Origin of the sequence: Labrenzia sp. OB1, assembly GCF_001624695.1 — a bacterium.
Classification (GTDB): Bacteria; Pseudomonadota; Alphaproteobacteria; order Rhizobiales; family Stappiaceae; genus Roseibium.
In genome coordinates, this window is sequence record NZ_JSEP01000005.1 from 1 (window position 1) to 22613 (window position 22613).

Sequence of the window (22613 nt, forward strand, 5' to 3'; positions counted from 1 at the left end):
GCGCGCGCCGTCGTCCGGCGACCACAATCCTTTCTTCTTCAGCTCACGCCGCCAAGTATAGATCTGCTGTCGGCTCACATCGTGGCGCTGCGCAACCTGGGTCACCGTCGCGCCATCAACCCCGACCGACATCACGATCCCGAGCTTGTCCTCATCTCGCCACCGCCTTCGCCGCTCAACTCCAAGAATTTCACCACGCATCGACAACCCCGCATAAGACACGTCGCAAACGACGTCGTTATGCACGTCTCTTACAATAATCGGTTCAAGTCAGGCAGGCGGTGGCAATCGGGTGGTTACGCTGGTTACAATGCTGGATCGTTTTCGAGTCGCTTTGTGAACATGATCGGTGTGCAGCACGCTCGTTCGATAGACGATACAATTTATGAGCGTCTCTTGGCTCGAAACGCCTTTGCCAGCGTGGAGCTGGCTGCTTCGCACACCGCAACATCCCATTTGTATAGGCTGTCATCGGTTCTCACGAAATGTCTGGCGGCAGCCTATTACGGCCGCAAGCTAGTCATGGTGCGTAAAGAGATGCGAGACTTAGTGCTGGAGCACTATCAAATACTGGCGGCGGAACATGTGAGTGAAACGCTCTTCATAGTTCCAGTCCAAAAAAAATGACGGCATGGCCGTCACATTCAAAGTGTCGCACGACTTTGCACACTTAACAAGGAATTTCGTCTCCAATTTGGGGCAGCCATAATACTCTGCGGGATGCAGACTTTCGTTTCGACCACAAGCAATGGTCGCTCAGCTGATCCAACAGTCCCAACCCGACTGTCTCCTCCAGGACTGGAGCCGACATTTCGCAACAAATGGTGCAATGACCGCTCCGGGCCGAGAGCGGCATCGCTCACACACAAGCCGAATGTCTGCTTACACAGGTTCGTTCCCGTAACTTGCCTGAAAGCTTACTGCCCCTTTCCGGTCATTTGTACCTGTGGAGCGAAAGTCAGTTTCCCGCCCGAACCGCCACCACTCGGACCGCCTTGTTCTCCACAACGAAACAGAACCCGCAAGCCTTTCCCCCCTCAGTTGACACCCCCTCCCTCCACCGCTACTCCTTCCCCATGGGGTTCCTGCGAACGCCCCGTGAGGCTCAGGCTCAAGATTCGCGAGCGACATTTGTTTCGGCGCCGGTGGCGGCGGCAAGTGTGTTCGATTGAGGATCAAGGAGCCGAAAATGCCAGCCCCCAATGAAATCACCATCTCCAATCTGCAGCGCCTGATCGGTACGCCGGACTGCCCGGTTATCGTCGATATTTCCATCGATCCGGACTTCGACGAGGACCCGTATTTCATCCCCGGTTCGTTCCGGCACCCGCATACGGATAAACGCGGGCTTGTCGAGCGGCTGGACGGACGGCCCTGCGTCATCACCTGCCAGCGCGGGATCAAGCTCAGTCAGGGGCTGGTCGCCTGGCTGCGCTCGGAAGGGGTTCAGGCGGAATATCTGTCCGGCGGCATGTATGCGTGGCGGGACACGCCCGGAACCCTGCGCATCCCCGCCGGGTCGATCCCGAAGCCGGTCGATGGCGCGACGCTGTGGGTCACACGGCACCGCCCTAAAATCGACCGTATCGCGTGCCCGTGGCTGATCCGGCGGTTTGTCGACCCAAAGGCCCGGTTTCTGTTCGTGTCCCCCGTCGAGGTGGAAGGCGTGGCGAGCCGCTATGGCGCGACGCCGTTCGACATCGAGAACGTTCATTTCTCGCACCACGGAGACCGCTGCACCTTCGATACGATGCTGGAGACGTTCGAGCTCAAGAGTGCGGCCCTGGAGCGTCTGGCGGATGTCATTCGCGCGGCCGATACCAACCGGCACGATCTGTCGCCCCAGGCGGCGGGCCTGCTGGCGGTCTCGGTCGGCCTGTCGCGGCAGTATTCGGACGATGTGAAGCAGCTTGACGCCGGCATGACCGTCTATGACGCGCTCTATCGCTGGGCGCGGGACGGGTTCGAGGAAGGCCACGACTGGATACCTTCTTCCGGTTCAGCCTCCACCCCGGCCTCCTCATCTGCCACCAAAGCGGAGCCGTGGTCCTGATGACGGCGAATGAAAACGCGAACGGGGACGGCGTGCCGTCCCTTGCCGCTGCGACGCGGGTGTGGGCGCGGATCGGGGTGCTGTCGTTCGGCGGGCCCGCGGCCCAGATCGCGCTCATGCACCGGGAGGTGGTCGAGGACCGCCGCTGGCTTTCAGAGCAGAGCTTTTTGAACGCGCTGTCGTTCTGCATGCTTCTGCCCGGACCGGAAGCCATGCAACTGGCGACCTATGCGGGCTGGCGGATGCACGGCACGGTCGGCGGCCTCGTGGCGGGGCTGCTGTTCGTGCTGCCGGGGGCGGCGTTGATGCTGCTGCTGGCTGCGCTTTACGTGACCTTCGGGGCGATGCCGCTGGTGCAGGCGCTGTTCCTGGGCGTCAAGGCGGCGGTTCTGGTGATCGTGCTCGAGGCGCTGCTGCGCATCTCCCGGCGGGCGCTCACCCGTCCTTTGCACTATTGGATCGCGGCGGGGGCCTTCGTGGCGCTGTTCGTCTTCGATGCGCCCTATCCGCTGCTCATAGCGGCTGCCGCGGCGGTTGGGCTGGTGTCGGGTAACGGGAGCGGGACGGGTGAGGTTGCGCAGGGGCGGGCGGCTGTCAGCCCCTGGGGCACGGTGCGGACAATCATGGTCTGGCTGGCGCTGTGGTGGTGTCCGCTGCTCTTGCTGGAATTTGTCTTTCCCGGGCAGGTGCTGGGCGAAATCGGCCGGTTCTTCTCTGTGCTGGCGACGGTCACCTTCGGCGGCGCCTATGCCGTGCTGGCCTATATGGCGCAGGAGGCGGTCAGCGGCTTCGGCTGGCTGAGCGCGGCTGAAATGGCGGATGCGCTGGGCCTGGCCGAAACAACGCCGGGTCCGCTGATCCTGGTCACCGAATTTGTCGGCTTTCTGGCGGCGGCGCGCGACGGGGCAGGCGCACCGGATCTTGTCATGGGGGCGGCCGGGGCCGCTGTGACCCTGTGGGCGACCTTCGTTCCGTGTTTCCTGTGGGTCTTTGCCGGTGCGCCCTATATCGAGCGGCTTCATGCGATGCCGAAACTGAAAAGCGCGCTGGATGCGATCACGGCGGCGGTGGTCGGCGTGATCCTGAACCTGTCCATATGGTTCGCCCTGCAGGTCACGTTTTCGGACGTCTTCCGGCTGGACTTCGGACCGCTCAGGCCCTTGCTGCCGGACGTGACCACGCTGGACTGGCGGGTGCCGGTGCTGACGCTGGTCGCGGGGCTGCTGGTGCTGCGCCTGCACAAGGGCATCCCGCTGACCCTGACAGTCTGCGCGCTGCTGGGGCTCGGCCTGTCGCAGGTCTGACGGGCAGCGGTGCCCAGGCGCTCCGGGGCGGCCGTTCGAACCGCGCCAGCGCGGTCTCCCGGCCCGGAATGCGTCTACGTTGTTCTGGAACAACGTGGCGCGCAGGCCGACTTGCTAAATCCCTCTCCGACGGAATTTGAAACCGGAAGGAGAGACCGATGTTGACGCGTAGAGCTGCATTGATGGGTGCCGCAGGCATTGCCGCGAGCCCGCTTGTCGTAAAGGCCGCACAGGGCGAGGAAATCATGGACACGTCCATGGCGCCGCCGGTCGACCTGTCCACCCTCACACGCATCAAGCACAAGCTGGTGGCGCCACCCTTCGTGCATGCGCACGACCAGGTCGGCCCCGCCGAGCCGCGGATCGTCGAATTCGAGATGAAGATCGTCGAGAAGGAAATGCAGATCGCCGACGACGCCTATCTGCAGGCCATGACCTTCAACGGCTCGGTGCCCGGTCCGCTGATGGTGGTGCATGAAGGCGATTATGTCGAACTGACGCTGTTCAACAGCGCCGACAACATGATGCAGCACAATATCGATTTTCATTCCGCCACCGGCGCCCTGGGCGGCGGCTCGCTGACGCTGGTCAATCCGGGCGAAAAGACCACGCTGCGCTTCAAGGCGACGCGGCCGGGCACCTTTGTCTATCACTGTGCACCGGGCGGCCCGATGATCCCCTGGCACGTCGTTTCCGGCATGTCGGGCGCCATCATGGTGCTGCCGCGCGACGGGCTAAGCGATCACAACGGCCAGCCCGTGACCTACGACCGGGTCTATTATATCGGCGAGAACGACTTCTATATCCCCAAGGACGAGAACGGCGATTACATGCGGTTCGAGGATGTCGGCGACAGCTATTCCGATACGCTCGAGGTGATGAACGGGCTGATCCCCAGCCATGTGGTGTTCAACGGCAAGGTCGGCGCCCTGACCGGCGAAGGTGCGCTGACGGCCGCCCAGGGCGAGCGGGTGCTGTTCGTCCACAGTCAGGCCAACCGGGACTCCCGGCCGCACCTGATCGGCGGACACGGCGATCTGGTCTGGGAAATGGGCAAGTTCAACAACCCGCCCGACCGGGATCTGGAAACCTGGTTCATCCGTGGCGGTTCCGCCGGGGCGGCGCTCTATGAGTTCCTGCAGCCGGGCGTCTACGCCTATGTGAACCACAATCTGATCGAGGCCGTGAACCTCGGCGCCACGGCACATGTGCTGGTGGAAGGCGACTGGAACAACGATCTGATGGAACAGGTGGTCGCTCCCACGGAATATGACAGCGCCTTCGAGGGCAAGACTGCGCTGCCGTGACAGCGGCCGGGGCAATCCCGGACCTGGGGGCGGCCGTTTTTGCGGCGGCCCCCTTTTTTCATGTGAAAGGGGACTGAAATGAACTCCCTCCTTCCGGCCGGTGCGGCCCTGTCGGTCATGGCAGCCGCCGCAGCGGTGAGCGTGTGGACGCTGACCCGGCCCGCCATCACGGACCTGCCGGAAACCGTCGTGATCGCACCGGGAGAATACAGCTACCGGCCCGCCGGGGCGTATCGCTTTTACGGAAAACTGGTCGACGCGCCGCTGGAAACGCAGGTTGCTGACACGCCTCTGGAGATCATGAAATTTCAGGTGAGCCGCGCCGAATATGCCGCCTGTGTGGCCGATGGCGCCTGTCAGGCGTCCGTCGTCTCGCTGGGCGGCAGCGCTACAAGCGCGGAGCTGCCGCAAACCGAGGTCAACTGGTATGACGCAACGGCCTATGCGGCCTGGTTCTCGCGCCAGACCCGCCAGCACTGGCGTCTGCCCGATGACCGGGAATGGCAGCGTGCGGCGGCAGAACGGTTTTTCGAGGACGAGATCGTTGCCGAAGACGAGGACGATCCGGCACAGCGTTGGCTGGCCGCCTATGCGCGCAACGTCGCCGCGCGGGGCGATGCCGAGCCGGAGCCACAACCGCGCGGAACCTTCGGCGAGAACTCCCTCGGGGTGGTCGACATGTCCGGCAACGTCTGGGAATGGACCACGACCTGCGTGACCAACGCGGAGCTGACGGCCGATGGCGTTCCGCCCTTAAAGCAGCCGGAATATTGCGGCGCGCATATCGCTGAGGGCAAGCACCGGGCGATCATAGTCGATCTCGTGCGCAACCCGAAGGTGGGTGGCTGTGCCGCCGGTTTGCCGGCGGACTATGTGGGGTTCCGGCTGGTGCGGGCCAGATAGGGGCCGATGCGCAGGGCGAAGAGTGAAAAGCCCGCGGCCCACAACAGCGCGGCGATCCAGACCCCGCTCATGCCGGCGAAGGACACATCCGGGAAACAGGCCCGGACCAGCGCCGCCAGGAAAACCATAGACGCGGCGGCCGTCAGAACCGGCCCGGCCACAAGCGCGTGGCCGGTGTGACCGAGCGAGGCGCGCATCATCACCGCAAGGGTCATGCCGCCGATGGCGCCGATGCCGAGCAGATGCAGGCCAACGGCAGCAGGCAACAGGCCGAAGGACGCAGCCGCCGACGCCGCAAGGCCGAGGGGCACAAACGCGTAGGCCACATGCAGCATCAGCAGCAAAGGTGAGGGCGCCGTGCGCAGGCCCTGCCAGCGGCTCAGGCGCAGTGCGTGCAATGCGGCGGCGATCAGCAGCAATCCTCCCGCCGCGCCGCCATCGGGATGAAACACCCATGTCAGCAGGGCAAGGGCGCCGGCCACCAGGCAGAGCGCGTCGAAGCGGCTGGCGGGGGCCGGCAGATGTGCGGGGTCGCGTTTGACCAGCCAGTTGCGGGTGAAGCTGGGAATGATCCGGCCGCCGATCAGCGTGATCAGGAAGATCACAACTGCCAGACCCAGCCGGCGGCCCGTATCGGCGCTGCCGTAGATTAGCGCCTCGACATGAAACAGCATGTTGGCTCCGAACAGGATGAGCACCGGCACCACGACCATCAGGTTGCGCCAGTTGCGACCGGCGACGATCTCCACCACGGCCATCGACACGACCGCCGCCAGAAATCCGGTGTCGAACACCATCACCGCCACGGCTCCGAACTTCAAAAGACCGGCGCAGGCCAATCGTCCGGCGATCCACAGCGACACCAGCAGGAACAGCGGCCAGCCCCGTTTCGGCATCCGGCCCGTCCAGTTGGGGATCGCGGTAAACAGAAATCCGGCGATGACGGCGGAAGCATAGCCGAACAGCATTTCATGGACATGCCAGTCGGTGGGCGTGAACGGGCCGGCAATCGTGACGCTTCCGTCCAGGATCAGCATCCAGACGACAATCGCCGCGATGGCGAATACCGAAGCGGCGAGGAAAAAGGGGCGGAAGCCGTAGCTGAACAGCGCCGGTCCGGCGAAGGATTTCGGGTTTGAACCTGACATGGCAGTGCCTCCGGTCTTTTCGGCTTGCGTTCCAACAGAAAGGGGCGATGCCCGCTTGCGGCACCGCCCCGTTTTCGATCCACACGTCCGGCGGTTACCTGACCTTGGCGAAGATCTCTTCAAACCGCTTTCTGGATTTGCCCTTCTGCTTGACGGACTTTGCGGCTTCCAGGTTGGTGGCATCGCCGACCTGGATCAGCGCGACCATGCCCATGCCGTAGTGGGGCGTGCATTTGATGCCGTAGACACCTTCGGCCTCGACAACGAGCGAGAAATCCTTGCTCATCTTGCTCTTGAAAGCGGGGACGCCGTCCGGGAGCATCCCCTTGATGCCTTCGGCATTGTGGCCCTTGTCGACGGAAAGGAACACGACCGTGTCGCCGGGGGCTGCCGCGACATAGTCGGGTTCGAACACCATGGATCCGGCCTCGCCCTTGTTGAGCATCTTGACTTCGTGGGTTTCCGCGAAGGCGGCCCCCGTCATCAGAGTGAGCGCGGCCACCAGCGTGAGCGTTTTGCGTAGCATCGGAAATCCCTTTCTTCGTTTCCGGTGTATTTTCTGTGGCCCCGTTATGCTTAAGTCACCGCGCAAAGACTTTGTGCTGCAACAAACTCCGGGACGACGCTTGAACAAGATCGACGAAAGTCTGCTGGCGGGCGTGCCGCCTTTCCGGCGTCTGGATCGCGGACAGATCCGGGAGATTCTCGACCTGGCCGTCGCCAAGCGGTTCGACGAGGGCGTGTCGGTGTTTTCGGAGGGCATGCCCGCGGAGCGGTTCTATCTTCTGCTCGACGGCTATATCCGCGCGGTGAAGACGACGGCCGGCGGCGAGCACATCATCGCCATGCATATCGCGCCCGGTCAGCTTTTCGGTATTGCGGCGGCGCTCGGGCGCGACACCTATCCCGCCACGGCCATGACGGCCGCCGAAACACTGGCCCTGTCGTGGCCGATGCGGCTCTGGGATGAGTTCACGTCGACCTATGACGGGTTTGCCTCCGAGACCTACAAGGTCGTAGGTGACCGGTTGCAGGATATCCAGTCGCAATTGACCGAACTGGCGACACAGGCCGTGGAACAGCGGCTCGCCTCGGCGCTGCTCAGGATGGTCAACCAGTCCGGCAGGAAAGTCGACAACGGCATCGAAATCGCCTTCCCGGTGACGCGGCTGAACATTTCGGAAATGACCGGCACCACGTTGCACACGGTCAGCCGGGTGCTGAGCGCCTGGCAGAAGCAGGGCATCGTGGAGAGCACGCGGCGGCACATCGTGGTGACCGAGCCGCATCAACTGGTGCTGCTAAGCGGGATATCGGGTTAGCGCATGTCGCGCTTAGATGGATTCGAAAATTCCGGAAACCACCCGAGGCAGCGTTTGCATTGCAAATGCGTTCGGGTGATTTCCTGAATTCAAATCAACGCGACATGCGCTAGCCCGGCGCTCACAGTCCCGCCGCGGCGCGAAGCTCGGCGCGGAACGCCTGTTCCTCCAGATGGTATTCCCGGCAGCAATCGATGACCGTGTGAAACGGTGTGATCGGGCATCCGTAGCAAAGCATCCCGTGCCGGATGAACACGGCGGCGGTCTGCGGCCAGGCCTTGAACAACAAGGCCAGCGGCAGGTCGGGATCGTCGATCTTCGCTCGTTTCATGGCACGCGGCTCCGTGCATGCTGTCGCGCCCCAAGCGTGCGATTGAAGACTGTCAGGCAGCCCAGCTCCTGACGGCGTGTGGTCTTCTTCCTCGCACGTGAATTCTCCGCCCTCTTTGTTCTGCGACAACAACGGCCGATTGAGATCGCGGTAATCCGGTTGCCTCCGCAACAACGATCGGATTTGGCACGATGTCAGAGATCCTTACTAAGTCGCGGGCCAGGAACGTTTTTTATGGGGGATCCCTGTTCTTCATAGTCGTTTTTGTGGCCATGACAATTCACAGCCACCGCTATGTGGTGGCGGTTTCGACCGCGGGCATGCCGCTGAGCGAAGAGGTCAAGCTGGGCAAGGAAGTCTGGGAGCGCCACAGCTGCATCAACTGTCACACGCTGCATGGCGAAGGCGCTTACTTCGCGCCCGAACTGGGCAATGTGATGACCCGCTGGGGCGTCATGGAAGATCCCGAGGCGGCCTATGAAATCCTTGATGGCTGGATGCAGGCACAGCCCTCCGGCGTGGAAGGCCGCCGCCAGATGCCGCATTTCGTCATCGATGAGGAAGAGATGCGCGGGCTGTCCGAGTTCCTGCGCTGGGCCGACCAGACCGACACCCAGAACTGGCCGCCGAACGACGCGGGATGAGGGAGAGAACTCATGAAATATCAATCGCAAAAAGTGGCCTACGCCTATTTTCTGGTGGCCATGGGGCTGTTCGGTATCCAGGTCGCCGGCGGTCTGCTGGCGGGCTGGATCTACATCTCCCCCAACACGCTGTCGGAACTCCTGCCGTTCAACATCATTCGCATGATCCACACCAACGCGTTGATCGTCTGGCTCTTGCTGGGGTTCTTCGGGGCGGCCTATTACCTCGTGCCGGAGGAAAGCGAACGGGAGATCTATTCGGTCAAGCTGGCCTATCTGCAACTGATCATCCTCGTCGTCGGCACACTGGGTGCCGTGGGCAGCTATCTGGTCGGCATTCACGGCGGCCGCGAGTTCCTGGAGCAACCGCTCTGGGTCAAATTCGGCATCCTGGTGGCGGCGGTGATCTTTCTGATCAACATCTCGCTGACCGTGCTCGCCGGCCGCAAGACCGCGATCACCAACGTGTTGCTGACCGGTCTGTGGATGCTGTCGCTGCTTTGGATCTTCGCTTTCGTCAATCCGTCGAACCTCAGTCTCGACAAGATGTACTGGTGGTTCATCGTCCATCTGTGGGTCGAAGGCACCTGGGAACTGGTGATGGCCTCGATCCTGGCCTTCCTGATGCTGAAGCTCACCGGCGTCGACCGCGAGGTGATCGAAAAATGGCTCTATGTCATCGTCGCGACGGCGCTGTTCTCGGGCATCCTGGGGACCGGCCACCATTTCTACTGGATCGGCCTGCCCGGCTACTGGCAGTGGGTCGGTTCGGTGTTCTCGACCTTCGAGGTGGTGCCGTTCTTCGCCATGATGAGCTTTGCCTTCCTGATGGTCTGGAAAGGCCGGCGCAACCATCCCAACAAGGCGGCGCTGCTGTGGTCGCTGGGCTCGGCGACGGTCGCCTTTTTCGGCGCCGGCGTCTGGGGCTTCCTGCACACGCTGCACGGGGTGAACTATTACACCCATGGCACCCAGGTGACGGCGGCGCACGGGCATCTGTCCTTCTATGGCGCCTATGTCGCCCTGAACCTGGCGATGTTCACCTACGCAATGCCGATGCTGCGGGGCCGGGAGCCCTATAACCAGGTGCTCAACATGGCCAGTTTCTGGCTGATGACCGGCGGCATGGCCTTCATGACCTTCGTGCTGACCTTCGCCGGTACCATCCAGACCCACATGCAGCGGGTCGTCGGCGACTACTACATGGACGTGCAGGACCAGCTCGAGATCTTCTACATCATGCGCTTCGGCGCCGGTGTCGCGGTCGTGCTCGGAGCCCTGCTGTTCATCTACAGCCAGCTGGTTATCCGGCGCGAGATCATCGAGCCGGGCAAAAGTGATGTCCTTCCGGAAGGAGAGCGGGCATGAACGCGCATATGACGGAAATCGCAGGACGGCTGGATGTCCCGTTCTATCGTGCTGTCGGCAATGAATGCAGGGTTTTCGAAACGGCCCACGCGAATGGTCTGCCCCTTCTTCTGAAGGGGCCGACCGGGTGCGGCAAGACGCGGTTCGTGGAGCATATGGCGGCCAGGCTCGGCCGTCCGCTCTATACGGTCGCCTGCCACGACGATCTTTCGGCGGCCGATCTGATCGGCCGCTACCTGTTGCGCGGAGGAGAGACTGCATGGGTCGACGGGCCTTTGACCCGGGCGGTGCGGGAAGGTGCGATCTGCTATCTCGACGAGGTTGTCGAGGCGCGTAAGGATGTCACCGTGGTGCTGCATCCCCTGACCGACAACCGCCGACGGCTACTGATCGACCGCACCGGTGAGGAACTGACGTCGCCGCCGGGCTTCATGCTGGTGGCGAGCTACAACCCCGGCTACCAGAATATTCTCAAGCGCCTGAAGCCGTCCACCCGGCAGCGCTTCCTGTCGATCGGCTTCGGCTTCCCGGATGCGGCCACCGAAGTGGACGTGGTGTCCCGGGAGAGCGGCCTGGAGGAAAGCCGCGTCGCGCCTCTGGTGCGGCTTGCCGGCCATGTGCGGGGCCTGTCGGGTATGGATCTCGAAGAAGGGATTTCGACACGGCTTTTGATCTATGCGGCCACGCTGATTGCCGGCGGCATGCCGCTCGAGCGGGCGCTGGAAGTCGCCGTGATCGAACCGCTGACGGACGAGGCGGACGTGCAGCAGGCCCTGCGCGATCTGATCGCCGTGATCTACGGATAGAAAGGGGGGCGTCATGATCAGACCGCTCGACCTGATGGAGCCGGAGGAAACCGTCGGCAATCTCTGGCACGACTGGGCAAGCCGGATGGCCTCGAGCGAAGGCTACCGCGATTGTGCGGTACCTCTGGAGGCGGTCCGCGTCAGCCTTGCGGTGCTGTTTCGGGCGCTGGGCGGTGCGGGCGGCGTTGAAATCGGCGCTTCGGCGGCCACGGCCTCGCGCCATCGCCGCGGTACGTTGCACACCATCGGCGACACGCGGCAACTGGAATATCTGGCCAGCTTCGACGGCGATCGTCTGCGGCTGCCGCCGGTGATGGATGTGTTTCCGGCGGCCGATCTCAACCGTGCCGCCTATCTGTGGCTGGCTGCGATGGCGGCCTGCGGCGAGATCCTGCCGCCATCCGGAGCGTCAACCGATCCGCTTGCGGAGGACCTGCGGCATCTGCTGGCGATGCAGGCGGCGACGGCGCGTGTGCTCGCGGCCTGTCCGGGGCTGGTGAGCCTTCATGTGGCGTTGCGCGCGCATCTTCTGGAAACACGCGTATCCCACGCAACCGGCAGCACCGAAACCCTGGTCGAGGAGCTGACGCGCTGGCATCTGGGCGATCCGGGACTGCCCGGGGCGCCTGCCGGCGATCTGATGCGCCGGTACCGGGCTGGCATGCTGCAAGCGCCGCGCGGTTACGCGCCACCCGTGCCGGTGCCGATCTGGTTAAGGCTGGAGCCTGCGCAAGCCGGCAAGGCGGCCGCCGATCCGGAGGCCGGAACGGCCCCGCCGGGGCTGGCGACGACGACCCGGAAAATCGGCATCCGTGAGGATCGCGAAGAAGCCAACCGCAAGGACAGCTTCATCATCCACCGGTTCGAGGCGATCCTGAGCTGGGTGGAGAGCATGAACCTCAACCGCTCGGTCGACGACGACGATCAGGACAATGCCCAAAAAGCGGCCGAGGATCAGGATCACATCACCTTGTCGCAGAACAACATGCGCGCCGCGACAAGGTTGCGGCTGCATCTGGACCTGGCGCCGCAGGACGCCGACCACGAGCGTCTGTCGGATCACAGCACCTACCCGGAATGGAACCACCGTGCCCGCGCCTATCTGCCCGATCACTGCCGCGTGCTGGAAGCCGAGGCCAGTGCCGATGCGGAGCAGGGCATCGTTGCCGATCCGCGTCTGGTGGCACGGGTCCGGCGGCAGTTCGAGACCCCCCATCCGCGCCGTATTCTGCGACCGCGCCAGATCGAAGGCGCGGAACTGGATCTCGATGCGCTGATTGCCGCCCAGGTTTCCCTGCGTGCCACAGGCGCCGGCAGTGACCGGATTTATCAGAGCCTGCGGGTCACCGAACGCGATCTCAGCGTTGCCGTGCTGATGGATTGCTCGCGCTCAACGGAAGCGGTCATCGGCGAGCGCTCGGTGATCGACACCGCGCGCGAGGCGCTTGTGGCGCTGGCCGGTGGCATCGACGCGGCGGGGGACCGTTTCGGCATCTGGGGCTTCTCGTCCCTGCGCCGCGACCGGGTGTTCCTGACGCGTTGCAAACGTTTCGACGCGGCCATGTCCGCGGCGGTGACCGCCCGCATCGGCAATCTGCGTCCCGGCCATTACACCCGGCTGGGCGCGGCGGTTCGTCATGTCTCGGCGCAACTGGCGACGGAAGCCGCGACTCGCAAGCTGTTGCTGGTGCTGACCGACGGCAAACCCAACGATCTCGATCACTATGAAGGCGTCTACGGGATCGAGGACAGCCGCATGGCGGTGCGCGAAGCGCGCATGCAGGGCCAGGCGGTGCACGCCATCATCATCGATGCCGACGGTCAGGACTGGTTCGCGCGGATCTTCAACCGGGCCGGGTTCACCCTTTTGCCTGATCCAGCCCGCCTGACCCGCGCGCTTCCCGATATCTATCGTTCGCTGATACAGGAGACCTGATATGCGCTTCCTTTCCGTTTTTGCCGCCCTTTGGGCATCGCTGGCGGTTCCGGTCCAGGCCCTTGCCGCCGGCGGTCAAAGGCCGATCCCCAATCCGCAATCGGCGACCGCCGAGTTCTGGTTCCTTTCCGCCTCGGTCGGACTTCTGCTTGCGCTGGCAGCCGTGCATTGGCTGGTCGCCCGGCGATGAGCGCGGTTCCCGACAGCAAGCCGCGTCCGGGCTGGAGACTGCTTGTCGCGCTCTATCCTTTCGGTGCGGGCGCCGCCGCTGTGAACCTGTTTTTTGCCTCGCTGATCTTCAGCTGGATCGGCTGGCGGGTGATGACGCCCCAGGAAGCCGTTGCCGGCGGGCTCGTACTGGGCCTGCCGGCCACCTGGGCCTTCGCGCGGCACATCAAGGGCCTGATGGACAAGGCCGAGCCGCGCGAATGAGCGGGAAGGCTTCTTCCTACCGCTGCGAGAAGAAACGGCTGACGTCTTCGATGATGCTCTCGTGTTTGGCCACGCGCTCCGCGCCGCCGTTCGCGCAGATGATCTCGTCTCCAGGCTCTTCTTTTGCCAGAAGGTCGAAGCCGCCGGGTTTGCAGACCCCGAGGAAATCGAAGTGGGACAGGGTTTCCGGCTCGATGTACCGGACCTTGCCGGACGGCAAGGCGGCGACCAGGGCGCGGGATTCGATGTCGAGGGTCAGGCCGGAATTCATGATCGGGGCTCCGTAGATCAGCATGGGCCGATCGATCCGGGCGAGACTGGCGCCGGAAAAACTTTGCGTGCCGCCGAGGTCGAACAGAGCGAAGGCCTTGATCCGGGGATCGGACAGGTCCGCTTCCATTTGCGCCCGGTCTTCGTCCGTCCGCGCGATGTTCCAGTTTCGAAGAATGCCGCAGACCAGTTCGTCCGGTGCCGGATCGCAGAACGCTTTCAGCCGCGCGGCATCGTAGCGGCCGCCAGCCAGGGCGAGGGCGGTGAACCCGCCCAGCGAATGGCCGGCCATGAACACCCTGTCCGGATCGACGAGGGGCGCAAGATCCGGGGAGGTGAGTGCGTGGTCGATGACGCGGGACACATCCTTCGGCCGTTGCCAGAGCTGGCGCGTCAGCTCCGGGTTCCGCGACCAGGAGGAGGTGCCGGGGTGGCTGACCGCTGCCACGACATAACCGCGCCGGGCCAGGGCTCCGGCTAGCCAGGCCTGATTGTAGGCGTTGCCGTACATGCCGTGCGACAGCACGACAAGCGGGAACGGCCCGTCTGCGGCAGCGGCCTCTTTCACCACCTGCGTTCCGGCCCAGACCTTGCTGTCGAGATCGACTGTCAGCGGCCCGGCCGTGTGCGTCGGATACCACAGGAAACCCTCGAGATCGCGGTCGCCATCAGGGTCCGCGATTTCCAGGACACGCATGCCCGCCTGATAGGGTTGAGCCTCGGCCGTTGCTGCAAATGCTGTCAAAAACGCGGCAAGAAGAAAGGCTATGAGTTTCATTTCAAGCACCGATACTGGTTTCAGGTGATATCGAAGCTGGGCGGCAAACCAATTTGTATCAACGACTTGGGCCGTCTATATCTGTCCTGCATCCTGATCCAGGACAGGCCCCGAGAGAAAGAGGACAGATGGACGGCCCCGCGCTGGTCAGTTTTCCACTGCCGATGCTCACCGCATTGTTGTGCAGCGTGCTGGCCATCCTGGTCTGGCGGCTGGAGCTGGGTCCTGTCCGGGCCAATGCCCTGTTCTCGGCCTTCTTCGCGGTGGGCGCCGTTTCCTCCTATTTCGTCGCCCTGCGGTTCGGCTACGGGTTCGATGCCTTGATCCCACTGCAACGCAGCTTGCCGCTGTTTCTGGCGCCCTTTCTGTATCTGGGATTTGTCTCGATGACGGTTGAGAAGCGCGATCTCGTCCGGCTCCTCCTGGTGCACCTGGGGGCGCCGGTCGTTGCGCTGGGGTTGATCGGTCTGCTTACCGAGGACCCGGGGGTTTTCGACTGGCTGATCAGTATCAGCTATGCGGTTTACGCTTTCGCCCTTTACAGAGTTTGGCGAAAAGGGCCGGACGCGTTGATCTTCGCGCGCGTCGACACCACCCGCAGCCTGTCGAACTGGATCCTGCGCGGCATCGGTTTTCTTGTTTTCCTGCTGGTTCTGGACACCGCGATCGCGCTCGATTTCGCGCTCAATCGGGGCAGCAACGCCGTCAGTCTGATCTCCTATGGCGCCGTCCCGCTGATCCTGTTGCTGCTGGCGGCGCTTGTCACCCTGCCGTTAATGGTTTCCCGGTCTCGTACCGCCGCGCAGCCGGTGCCTGAAGCCGGAACCGAGGACGCGGCGCTCGAGGCGCGGCTGCGCAAGCTGATGGAGGAGCATCAGCTGTTTCTGGAAGCGGACCTGACCGTTCAACGGCTTGCCAGACGTCTCCACCTGCCGGCGCGCAGCCTGTCTGCCGCGATCAACCGGACCCAGGGATCGAACATGTCGCAATATGTGAACACGTTCCGGCTGGTGCATGCGGCCCGGTTGCTGGTTGAGAGCAAGGACAGCGTTGCCAGGATCGCAGAGCAATCGGGGTTCATGACGCGGTCGAATTTCTATCGCGAGTTCCAGCGGGTCTACGGTCAATCGCCGAAAGAATACCGGCTGTCCACCGGCCCGAGACAAGAAGCGGAACAAGAAGCAGATCGAACCGGGTCCGGGCAGGGCTGAGTTAGGCTCTTTCGACCGACGCGGGGGTGTGACTGCCGTTCAATGCCACCCGGATTACATTTTTCTGGCATGGCAGTTCCCTGGAAGTTACCGTGACCAAATCGCAACTTTGGGGTGCGGACGGGTCTTCAACAAGCAGGATATCTCCATGAAATTCAAAGCCATCACCCTTGCCTTCCTCGCAGCCGCGACTCCGGCGGCGATTCCGGCGGCGGCCGAGGACGCGCTGCTTTCCGAGACCCTGGAGTTCACCGCAGAGATCTTCTATCTCGACACGGCCGTGCCGGGTCTGATCATCGGCGCCGTGCGCAACGGCGAGACCGCGGTGTTCGGCATCGGCGAAACCAGGAAAGGCAGCGGCGTGGCGCCGGACGGGGATACGGCTGTCGGCGTCGGTTCCATCACAAAGTCCTTCACGGGGCTGACGCTTGCAAACCTTGCCGCCGAGGGCACGGTGGCCCTGACGGACCCGGCCGCACCGCTGATCGATCTGGTCGAGACGCTGCCGGAGCGCGACGGTCACCGGATCCGCCTCGTTGATCTTGCCACCCATGCCAGCGGCCTGCCCCGCGAACTGGAGCAGGTCCCGGATGTCGAGAAATACAGCGACGCTTCGTTCAGGGCCAACCTGAAGGACGCCGGTTTGCTGTTCGCACCCGGCACCGGCCTGCTTTATTCCAACATCGGTTTCGATTTGCTGGCGATGGCCCTTTCCGGGGCGGCGGATCAGCCCTATGAGGCGCTGCTGAAGGAAAAGGTGCTCGATCCGATCGGGTTGAATGCGACGGGCTATGCAAGGCCGGCCAGCGGCACCGTCATGACCGGTTACGACTGGAACGGCAAGGAGATGGACCCGGGGGCGCCGATCCCCAACAGGTCCGGCGCCTCGCAGCTTTACACCACGGCCAACGACATGTTGCGCTATCTGGAGTGGAACCTCGACCGGTTCGGCAGCGAAGGCATGGAAGCGCGGGCGATCAGCCATGCGGTCTGGGCGATGCGGGACGGCATGGATCCGGTCTACGGCCTGGATGAATCCGGCCACATGAGCGCCATGGGCCTCGGCTGGGTCATCATGATGCCGGAAGGCGACCGCCCGCTGATCATCCAGAAGGCCGGCGGCAGCCACGGGGTGTTCAGCTACCTGGCATTCGCGCCGAGCCGGGGCGTCGGCATTTTCATGTCGATCAGCCAGTTCAACTTTTCCGCCAGCATGGAAATGGCAAACGTCGTCAACGACCTGATCGCCGTTCTGGCACCACGCTGAGGCCGGCTGTGAAGGCGGGGAGCCCGCGTTCCATGGGAATGGCCCGGTTCGGGTTGGGTCAGGCTGTTTGCAAGAAAGAAGCGGAGCGCCTTGATGTCGTCCGGAGCGGGCTTGCGTTCAAGGCTTATCGTGTGTCCGCCGTCATGATTTTGCGCCGAAAGATCCGACTAAAGAAGGTTTTGTCGGACAGGCGCCCGAGCAGAACGGCGATTGCGGCTGTTGCCGCCACGGCGAATACGATCCTGCCGACAAGAATGCCGAAGACATCAGCGCCGAGGGACATCATGAGGAGGGTGTCCTCGATCACGCTGTGGGCAAAGCCCATGAACACGCATGACAGGAATATCTGGCGCGGCGACAGGCAATCCGATTGCGCTTCGCGGATCAGGAGGCCGGCGCCGTAGGAGATGCCAAGGAACAATCCGACCGCGGTCAGATGGCGGGCTTCCCCGCGAATACCGGCCAGACGCAACAGGGGGGTGATTGCCGTCATCATTAGGTCCAGCAGTCCGGTCGCCTTGAGAAGTTCCAGAGCCCAGAACAAGACAACGAGAACGATGAACATCCAGATCATGGTCTCGCCGAGATCGAGGAAGAATGCTGTCCAATCGGGTGTCGCGCTCATGGGAAGCCAGGTCGGGTCTACGGGGTCCGACAACCAGCCGGTGGCCGCCAGGATCTGGTGCAGGATGAAGGCGTAGAGCACGCCGCCGGCAACGCGCAGACTTGTCGTCGCGATCATGCCCGGACCTGCCTTTTGAATGATCTTCTGCTCGATCGGCAGGCCGTGGGCGAACAGGATGAGGGCGGAGAAAACCGTCACATCCGCCACGCTCAGGGAGGAGACGGGAACAAGCGTGAATATGAGCGGCAGAGCGCCCCAGATCCCCACCAGCATCGCCGTCAGCCAGGCCAGCCCGAGTTCCGGGGGAAGACCGAAGAGTTTCATGACAGGTGCTAGAGCCGGGGCCACGGCATCGATCACGCCCATCCGCGACAAGACCTCGGTGATGATGGTGACAGGCACCATGATCCGGGCAAGCACCCAGTAGATTTCAAGTGTTTCCGGTGTTTTGCGCAAGATGGTCATCAAAAGGGGCATCGGGTCTTCCTCTGTGTCTGCCCATTTCCTAACTTGAGCTGTTTCGAATTTGTGGTCAAAGATTGCAAATTCATGCAATTTTATTGCAAGAGCGTATGCGCTGGATATGCTGGGGGGATGGATCGGATTGACCGGAAGCTTCTGAATCTCCTTCAGCGCGACGCGTCGCGCACGAATGTCGATATGGCCGACAAGGTGGGTCTGTCTCCTTCCAGTTGCCTGCGCCGCCTGCAGCGGCTCCGCAAATCGGGGATGATCGACCGTATTGTTGCCATCCTGAATCCGGCAAGGGCGGGACGCGGGATCAAGGCCCTGGTGACCGTGGAGCTGAAATTGCACGGTGAGCAGCACATGCGCCGCTTTCTGGATATCGCGAGCGCGGAAGAAGCCGTTTCAAACGCCTATTCGGTCACCGGCGAGACTGATGTTGTCCTGATGCTGCGCCTGACCGATATGGAGGAATTCGATGCTCTTAGCGACAGGCTGTTCCGCGACAACAACAATGTGGCGCGCTTCTTCACAATGATCGTGATTCGGACAGCCAAGGAGGAATCGGCAATTGAGCTTTGAACATGTGCCGTTTGCCGGCGGCCGGAGCATCGTTGCGGCATTGCGCCTGGCGATCCACGCAGGCTGTCAGGCCCGCTCGATCAGGTCCCATTTGTTGCCGAATGGATCCTGGAACACGGCCACCTTGCCGTAAGGCTCAACGCGCGGTTCCTCAAGGAAGGTAACGCCGGCAGCCAGCATCGCCTGATGGTCGCGGTCGAAATCATCCGTCTCAAGGAACAGGAACACCCTTCCGCCTGTCTGGTTACCGATGGCGGCGCGCTGATCGTCGTTGGCGGCGAGTGCTAGCAGAAGGCGGGTTTCCGTGCTGCCCCTCGGGGCGACCAGCACCCAGCGTTTGCCGTCTGAAAGCCGGGTGTTCTCGATCAGGTCAAAGCCGAGCTTCTGCGTGTAGAACGCGATCGCCAGGTCATAATCGGGCACGACCAGTGCGAGAGCGCCGATGACCTGTTTCATGAGGAGCCTATTGCGCTCTGCGGTAGACGGTGATGTTGGTGAAGCTTGCCACATCGACAAGATGCACGGTCTGGGTGACCGTCAGGGTGCCACCGTCGTCAGACAGTTCGCGCTCCGCCTTCATCAGCGTCAGCCCGCCGCGACGGGCCTCGGAAACCAGCTTGTCGTCGCCCTGAAAGACAAGCCGCATGGCGTCCACCAGACCGCTTTTGCCCAGCTTGACCTCTGGCCCGTCGGGCATCGCCTCGAAGGTGTCGTTGGTGATCTGGCCGTCCGCATCGACCTGGTTCATGGTGAACACGGCCATGCCGAAATTGTCCTCGATCTTCAAGGTGGCGCTTTTCGGCGGGTCACCCTGTTCGAAGTCGCTTTCCTCCGCATCAAGAATCCAGGTGCCGAGAAAGGGGGCGAGTTTGTCTTCGTTCATCTGTGTAACCGCGGTTAGAAAGGAAAAGCCGCCACCGGGATACCCGCTGGCGGCTTGAGGTGCAAACACTGATGATGCCGTCAGGCGCCGAGCGCGTCCAGTTCGGCAACGATGGCGTCGCCCATTTCAGAGGTCGAGATGGTCGCCTGACCCTCCGAGGCGATATCCTTGGTGCGCAGGCCCTTGTCGAGGGCATTGGCAATCGCCTTGTCCAGCTTGTCGGCGGCGGCGACTTCCTCGAAGGAATAACGCAGTGCCATGGCGAAGCTGGCGATCATGGCGATCGGGTTGGCGGCGCCGGTTCCGGCAATGTCCGGAGCCGAACCATGGACGGGTTCGTACAGCGCCTTGCGCTTGCCTGTGACAGCATCCGGCGCGCCGAGGGAGGCGGACGGCAGCATGCCGAGCGAACCGGTCAGCATGGCGGCAACGTCGGACAGCATGTCGCCGAACAGGTTGTCGGTGACGATGACGTCGAACTGCTTGGGCCAGCGGACGAGTTGCATGCCGCCGGCATCGGCCAGCATGTGCTCCAGTTGAACGTCCTGATAGGCGTTCTTGTGGGTCTGGGTGACGACTTCGTTCCACAGAACACCGGACTTCATCACGTTCCGTTTCTCCATGGAGGTGACCTTGTTGCCGCGCGTGCGGGCCAGCTCGAAAGCGACCCCGGCGATGCGTTCGATCTCGTAGGTGTCGTAGACCTGGGTGTCGATGCCACGCTTCTGGCCGTTGCCGAGATCCCGGATTTCCTTCGGCTCGCCGAAATAGACGCCGCCGGTCAACTCGCGCACGATCAGTATGTCGAGGCCTTCGATGATGTCCTTCTTGAGGGAAGAGGCATCGGCAAGGGCCGGGTAGCAGATGGCGGGGCGCAGGTTGGCGAAGAGCTGCATGTCCTTGCGCAGGCGCAGCAGGCCGGCTTCCGGACGCACTTCATAGGGAACGTCGTCCCACTTTGGGCCGCCGACAGCGCCGAAGATGACGGCGTCCGCCGCCATGGCCTTGGCCATGTCTTCCTCGGAAATCGACTGGCCGTGGGCATCATAGGCCGAACCGCCGACAAGGCCCTCGTCGGTTTCAAAGGACATGCCGCCCTTTGCATTGAACCAGGCGATGACCTTTTTCACTTCCGGCATGATTTCCGGGCCGATGCCGTCACCCGGCAGAAGCAGAAGATTTTGAGAAGCCATGGACGTTCCATCCCGCATTGTTGGAAATTCGTTTGCGCTGAGTTACCGCGTCAGCCCGGGTCTTTCAAGGCAAAGCCGGTTGCGAAGAACTCAAGCGTGGAGAGGCGAAAGGTCAATTCGGGAACCATGCGGGTCTGTCGCTCAGGTGCCGAACCAGGACCGCCCGGCCTGCCAGAGAAGATTGAGGGCCAGTGCGGTCATCACCCATCTGAAGCCGATCCTGAAGGTTTTTTCATCCATTCGCCCGAGCAGATGGCTGCCCGCGAGAGTTCCCAGGAACCCGCTGGCGATCATCAGCACGATGAGGCCTGCCCAGGGAGCGAATGCAAAGCCGAGCAGGCCGAAGGCGATGATTTTGAAAACATGCATGATCAGCGCCGTGGCGGCCTGATTGGCGACAAACCCGTGGCGCGGCAGACCGAGCGTGGCAAGAACCGCACCGCCGATAGGACCGGCGGCGCCGAAAAACATCGACAGGAACGTGGATGCGAAACCGGCGGCGGCCATGGCGCGCTTGCGGACCTTGCCCAGTTTCGGAGCCTTGCCCCAGACAACCCAGAGGACAAAAAGTCCGATGCCTGTCTTCAGGACGGCTTCCGGCAGTTCCATGGCAATCGCGCCGCCGAGCGCAGCGCCGAATGCGGCACCGATGGCGAACCAGAGCACGATCAGCTTGTCGATATGCCTGAACTGCACCAGTGCCCGACCGGCATTCGAACCGAACTGGACAACACCGTGAACCGGGACCAAAGCGCTTGCCGGCATCAGGGTGGCCATGACCGCGATCAGGCTCACACCGCCGCCAAGCCCGACGGCGGCGGTTATCGCGGAGGTGACGAAGCTGAAAAGCACCAGAAGAAGAGAGGACACAGTGCTCAGCTGCCCGGGGAGCAGCAGGTCCAGAAATGCACTCATGTCAAGACCATCTCGTGTTGGCGTAATTGACCGCTTCGCGCACGTCGAGCCTGCGGGTGGAATTGCCGCTGCGCAGATAAAACACCGAGGCCTTGTTTTCCTCAAGATAGACGGCGCGCGGTGCCGGGCTGACGATGATCATGGCGACATCCTTGTCCTCCACCCTGGCAAAGACGGTATGCAGATAGGGGCACAGGTCGCCGCCGAGATTTCTGGAAACGATGTCGTTGATCGTGCGCTCGAAGGAATCGAGATCGGGGCTCTTCAGGGTCGCCAGATCATGGTCGAGGCCGAGCGGCCGGCCATTGTCGTCAACGCCGATGAGAAGCTGGCCGCCCTCGGCGTTGTAAAACCCGGCAATCGTCTTGGCGATGACCTTTTCCAGCTCCCGGTTGACGTGTTTTTCCTTCAGGTCCCAGCGCAGCGAGGACTTGAATTCAACCCGTCGTGTCTCCCCCTGCCGCATCAAGTCCGGGATAAGGGCGGTCTGTTCCTCGCGCAAAGACCGGTAGGCCTCGGATGTGCGTATGTAGTTGCGCGTGAAAATGCCGAAGGCGAGGCCGATGACGGCGCCAAGGGCCGTATAGGCGACCGCCACATCAATGTGGCGGGGCAGGATCAGCAGCCACAGCCGGGCGTTGATAAACTGGAACAGGTTCGGAGTCGTCTCGGGCGAGCGCGCCAGTTCCCACCAGATCACCAACAGGTTCAGGGGATGAATGACCAGAACACCGACCACGGCCCCTGCTAGCACATAGGCCGCCAGAAAGGAGAGTTTGAACGGGGAAAGCGTCATATCGGATAGTTCCGGGAAAATTGCTGCAACGACTTGCGCCAGCTTAAAGCGTCAGGCGTTAATTTGGAAAACGA

The 22613-nt window shown here is 62.7% G+C and carries 26 protein-coding genes; 15 read left to right on the forward strand and 11 right to left on the reverse strand.

The window, feature by feature from the left end:
- Window positions 1-201, reverse strand: a 201-nt coding sequence (locus OA90_RS28490; protein WP_156510431.1) for a transposase, incomplete at its 3' end; no start/stop codon positions are given.
- A gap of 135 nt (window positions 202-336) precedes the next feature.
- Here OA90_RS28490 and OA90_RS08010 point away from each other — a divergent pair.
- The 5 genes from OA90_RS08010 to OA90_RS08030 all read left to right on the forward strand — a co-directional run bounded on the left by OA90_RS08010 (window position 337) and on the right by OA90_RS08030 (window position 5567).
- Window positions 337-627: a hypothetical protein gene (locus OA90_RS08010; protein ID WP_156510432.1), complete on the forward strand. Its 291-nt coding sequence runs from the start codon at window positions 337-339 to the stop codon at window positions 625-627.
- A 562-nt stretch (window positions 628-1189) separates the two neighbouring features.
- Window positions 1190-2053, forward strand: coding sequence for a sulfurtransferase/chromate resistance protein (locus OA90_RS08015; RefSeq protein ID WP_068409268.1), 864 nt, complete (start codon window positions 1190-1192; stop codon window positions 2051-2053).
- The gene (chrA, locus tag OA90_RS08020) at window positions 2053-3357 is read left to right on the forward strand and encodes a chromate efflux transporter (protein ID WP_068409270.1); all 1305 of its coding nucleotides are present in this window, start codon (window positions 2053-2055) and stop codon (window positions 3355-3357) included. Before OA90_RS08015 ends, chrA begins: the two co-directional genes overlap by 1 nt.
- 158 nt (window positions 3358-3515) lie before the next feature.
- A complete protein-coding gene (gene nirK / locus OA90_RS08025; protein ID WP_068409273.1) occupies window positions 3516-4664 on the forward strand; it encodes a copper-containing nitrite reductase in 1149 nt (382 codons plus the stop codon).
- Between the two features lie 78 nt (window positions 4665-4742).
- A complete protein-coding gene (locus OA90_RS08030) occupies window positions 4743-5567 on the forward strand; it encodes an SUMF1/EgtB/PvdO family nonheme iron enzyme (RefSeq protein ID WP_068409274.1) in 825 nt (274 codons plus the stop codon).
- Here OA90_RS08030 and OA90_RS08035 read toward each other — a convergent pair.
- Window positions 5534-6715 carry an NnrS family protein gene (locus tag OA90_RS08035; protein WP_068409276.1) on the reverse strand — a complete coding sequence of 394 codons (1182 nt, stop codon included), beginning with the start codon at window positions 6713-6715 and terminating at the stop codon, window positions 5534-5536. The two genes, OA90_RS08030 and OA90_RS08035, sit on opposite strands and share 34 nt — an antisense overlap.
- 94 nt (window positions 6716-6809) lie before the next feature.
- Window positions 6810-7241: a pseudoazurin gene (locus OA90_RS08040; protein WP_199823642.1), complete on the reverse strand. Its 432-nt coding sequence runs from the start codon at window positions 7239-7241 to the stop codon at window positions 6810-6812.
- 100 nt (window positions 7242-7341) lie between these two features.
- On the opposite strand from OA90_RS08040, the gene OA90_RS08045 reads away from it, so the two are divergent.
- Window positions 7342-8037 carry a Crp/Fnr family transcriptional regulator gene (locus OA90_RS08045; RefSeq protein ID WP_068409278.1) on the forward strand — a complete coding sequence of 232 codons (696 nt, stop codon included), beginning with the start codon at window positions 7342-7344 and terminating at the stop codon, window positions 8035-8037.
- 121 nt (window positions 8038-8158) lie between these two features.
- Here the strand turns inward: OA90_RS08045 and OA90_RS08050 are convergent, their stop codons facing one another.
- The gene (locus OA90_RS08050) at window positions 8159-8368 is read right to left on the reverse strand and encodes a DUF1858 domain-containing protein (protein WP_068409280.1); all 210 of its coding nucleotides are present in this window, start codon (window positions 8366-8368) and stop codon (window positions 8159-8161) included.
- Window positions 8369-8559: 191 nt separating this feature from the next.
- Here OA90_RS08050 and OA90_RS08055 point away from each other — a divergent pair, with 191 nt between their 5' ends.
- From OA90_RS08055 to OA90_RS08080, 6 genes are read left to right on the forward strand one after another with little or no spacing between them, the layout of a single operon-like run.
- Window positions 8560-9012, forward strand: coding sequence for a cytochrome c (locus OA90_RS08055; protein ID WP_068409282.1), 453 nt, complete (start codon window positions 8560-8562; stop codon window positions 9010-9012).
- Between the two features lie 12 nt (window positions 9013-9024).
- Window positions 9025-10380, forward strand: a complete 1356-nt coding sequence (locus OA90_RS08060; protein ID WP_068409284.1) for a cbb3-type cytochrome c oxidase subunit I — start codon at window positions 9025-9027, stop codon at window positions 10378-10380.
- Entirely contained in the window at window positions 10377-11186 is an 810-nt protein-coding gene (locus OA90_RS08065; RefSeq protein WP_068409286.1) for a CbbQ/NirQ/NorQ/GpvN family protein, read from the forward strand. Before OA90_RS08060 ends, OA90_RS08065 begins: the two co-directional genes overlap by 4 nt.
- Before the next feature lie 13 nt (window positions 11187-11199).
- Complete coding sequence (locus tag OA90_RS08070) at window positions 11200-13122, forward strand: VWA domain-containing protein (protein ID WP_068409288.1); 1923 nt, start codon at window positions 11200-11202, stop codon at window positions 13120-13122.
- A gap of 1 nt (window position 13123) precedes the next feature.
- Complete coding sequence (locus tag OA90_RS08075; protein ID WP_068409290.1) at window positions 13124-13312, forward strand: hypothetical protein; 189 nt, start codon at window positions 13124-13126, stop codon at window positions 13310-13312.
- Window positions 13309-13554, forward strand: coding sequence for an NnrT protein (locus OA90_RS08080; protein ID WP_068409292.1), 246 nt, complete (start codon window positions 13309-13311; stop codon window positions 13552-13554). The genes OA90_RS08075 and OA90_RS08080 overlap by 4 nt, the downstream gene beginning before the upstream one ends.
- Before the next feature lie 16 nt (window positions 13555-13570).
- Here the strand turns inward: OA90_RS08080 and OA90_RS08085 are convergent, their stop codons facing one another.
- Window positions 13571-14602: an alpha/beta fold hydrolase gene (locus OA90_RS08085; RefSeq protein ID WP_068409294.1), complete on the reverse strand. Its 1032-nt coding sequence runs from the start codon at window positions 14600-14602 to the stop codon at window positions 13571-13573.
- A 128-nt stretch (window positions 14603-14730) separates the two neighbouring features.
- Here OA90_RS08085 and OA90_RS08090 point away from each other — a divergent pair, with 128 nt between their 5' ends.
- Together OA90_RS08090 and ampH are read left to right on the forward strand one after the other, a co-directional pair.
- Window positions 14731-15813 (forward strand): AraC family transcriptional regulator, encoded by a 1083-nt coding sequence (locus OA90_RS08090; RefSeq protein ID WP_068409296.1) that lies wholly within the window; start codon window positions 14731-14733, stop codon window positions 15811-15813.
- A 148-nt stretch (window positions 15814-15961) separates the two neighbouring features.
- On the forward strand, window positions 15962-17080 hold the full coding sequence (ampH, locus tag OA90_RS08095; protein ID WP_068409760.1) for a D-alanyl-D-alanine-carboxypeptidase/endopeptidase AmpH: 1119 nt from the start codon (window positions 15962-15964) through the stop codon (window positions 17078-17080).
- A 124-nt stretch (window positions 17081-17204) separates the two neighbouring features.
- Here the strand turns inward: ampH and OA90_RS08100 are convergent, their stop codons facing one another.
- Window positions 17205-18182, reverse strand: coding sequence for a nucleoside recognition domain-containing protein (locus OA90_RS08100; protein WP_068409298.1), 978 nt, complete (start codon window positions 18180-18182; stop codon window positions 17205-17207).
- A 117-nt stretch (window positions 18183-18299) separates the two neighbouring features.
- Between OA90_RS08100 and OA90_RS08105 the strand changes: the two genes are divergently transcribed.
- The gene (locus tag OA90_RS08105) at window positions 18300-18752 is read left to right on the forward strand and encodes an Lrp/AsnC family transcriptional regulator (protein WP_068409300.1); all 453 of its coding nucleotides are present in this window, start codon (window positions 18300-18302) and stop codon (window positions 18750-18752) included.
- Window positions 18753-18818: 66 nt separating this feature from the next.
- Here the strand turns inward: OA90_RS08105 and OA90_RS08110 are convergent, their stop codons facing one another.
- The 5 genes from OA90_RS08110 to OA90_RS08130 form a co-directional block, all read right to left on the reverse strand.
- On the reverse strand, window positions 18819-19208 hold the full coding sequence (locus OA90_RS08110; protein ID WP_068409302.1) for a VOC family protein: 390 nt from the start codon (window positions 19206-19208) through the stop codon (window positions 18819-18821).
- Window positions 19209-19215: 7 nt separating this feature from the next.
- Entirely contained in the window at window positions 19216-19635 is a 420-nt protein-coding gene (locus tag OA90_RS08115; RefSeq protein WP_068409304.1) for a hypothetical protein, read from the reverse strand.
- An 80-nt stretch (window positions 19636-19715) separates the two neighbouring features.
- The gene (gene leuB / locus OA90_RS08120; protein WP_068409764.1) at window positions 19716-20828 is read right to left on the reverse strand and encodes a 3-isopropylmalate dehydrogenase; all 1113 of its coding nucleotides are present in this window, start codon (window positions 20826-20828) and stop codon (window positions 19716-19718) included.
- 141 nt (window positions 20829-20969) lie between these two features.
- Window positions 20970-21743, reverse strand: a complete 774-nt coding sequence (locus OA90_RS08125; RefSeq protein ID WP_068409306.1) for a sulfite exporter TauE/SafE family protein — start codon at window positions 21741-21743, stop codon at window positions 20970-20972.
- 1 nt (window position 21744) lies between these two features.
- The gene (locus OA90_RS08130) at window positions 21745-22539 is read right to left on the reverse strand and encodes an ATP-binding protein (RefSeq protein WP_068409307.1); all 795 of its coding nucleotides are present in this window, start codon (window positions 22537-22539) and stop codon (window positions 21745-21747) included.
- Window positions 22540-22613 lie beyond the last annotated feature (74 nt).

Coding starts and splice junctions, on each gene's coding strand:
- OA90_RS08040 (WP_199823642.1), bottom strand. CDS start 7,241: ATGCTACGCAAAACGCTCACGCTGGTGGCCGCGCTCACTCTGATGACG.
- OA90_RS08100 (WP_068409298.1), bottom strand. CDS start 18,182: ATGCCCCTTTTGATGACCATCTTGCGCAAAACACCGGAAACACTTGAA.
- OA90_RS08080 (WP_068409292.1), top strand. CDS start 13,309: ATGAGCGCGGTTCCCGACAGCAAGCCGCGTCCGGGCTGGAGACTGCTT.
- leuB (WP_068409764.1), bottom strand. CDS start 20,828: ATGGCTTCTCAAAATCTTCTGCTTCTGCCGGGTGACGGCATCGGCCCG.
- OA90_RS08130 (WP_068409307.1), bottom strand. CDS start 22,539: ATGACGCTTTCCCCGTTCAAACTCTCCTTTCTGGCGGCCTATGTGCTA.
- OA90_RS08035 (WP_068409276.1), bottom strand. CDS start 6,715: ATGTCAGGTTCAAACCCGAAATCCTTCGCCGGACCGGCGCTGTTCAGC.
- OA90_RS08110 (WP_068409302.1), bottom strand. CDS start 19,208: ATGAAACAGGTCATCGGCGCTCTCGCACTGGTCGTGCCCGATTATGAC.
- OA90_RS08085 (WP_068409294.1), bottom strand. CDS start 14,602: ATGAAACTCATAGCCTTTCTTCTTGCCGCGTTTTTGACAGCATTTGCA.
- OA90_RS08050 (WP_068409280.1), bottom strand. CDS start 8,368: ATGAAACGAGCGAAGATCGACGATCCCGACCTGCCGCTGGCCTTGTTG.
- nirK (WP_068409273.1), top strand. CDS start 3,516: ATGTTGACGCGTAGAGCTGCATTGATGGGTGCCGCAGGCATTGCCGCG.
- OA90_RS08090 (WP_068409296.1), top strand. CDS start 14,731: ATGGACGGCCCCGCGCTGGTCAGTTTTCCACTGCCGATGCTCACCGCA.
- ampH (WP_068409760.1), top strand. CDS start 15,962: ATGAAATTCAAAGCCATCACCCTTGCCTTCCTCGCAGCCGCGACTCCG.
- OA90_RS08065 (WP_068409286.1), top strand. CDS start 10,377: ATGAACGCGCATATGACGGAAATCGCAGGACGGCTGGATGTCCCGTTC.
- OA90_RS08060 (WP_068409284.1), top strand. CDS start 9,025: ATGAAATATCAATCGCAAAAAGTGGCCTACGCCTATTTTCTGGTGGCC.
- chrA (WP_068409270.1), top strand. CDS start 2,053: ATGACGGCGAATGAAAACGCGAACGGGGACGGCGTGCCGTCCCTTGCC.
- OA90_RS08125 (WP_068409306.1), bottom strand. CDS start 21,743: ATGAGTGCATTTCTGGACCTGCTGCTCCCCGGGCAGCTGAGCACTGTG.
- OA90_RS08070 (WP_068409288.1), top strand. CDS start 11,200: ATGATCAGACCGCTCGACCTGATGGAGCCGGAGGAAACCGTCGGCAAT.
- OA90_RS08030 (WP_068409274.1), top strand. CDS start 4,743: ATGAACTCCCTCCTTCCGGCCGGTGCGGCCCTGTCGGTCATGGCAGCC.
- OA90_RS08115 (WP_068409304.1), bottom strand. CDS start 19,635: ATGAACGAAGACAAACTCGCCCCCTTTCTCGGCACCTGGATTCTTGAT.
- OA90_RS08105 (WP_068409300.1), top strand. CDS start 18,300: ATGGATCGGATTGACCGGAAGCTTCTGAATCTCCTTCAGCGCGACGCG.
- OA90_RS08015 (WP_068409268.1), top strand. CDS start 1,190: ATGCCAGCCCCCAATGAAATCACCATCTCCAATCTGCAGCGCCTGATC.
- OA90_RS08055 (WP_068409282.1), top strand. CDS start 8,560: ATGTCAGAGATCCTTACTAAGTCGCGGGCCAGGAACGTTTTTTATGGG.
- OA90_RS08075 (WP_068409290.1), top strand. CDS start 13,124: ATGCGCTTCCTTTCCGTTTTTGCCGCCCTTTGGGCATCGCTGGCGGTT.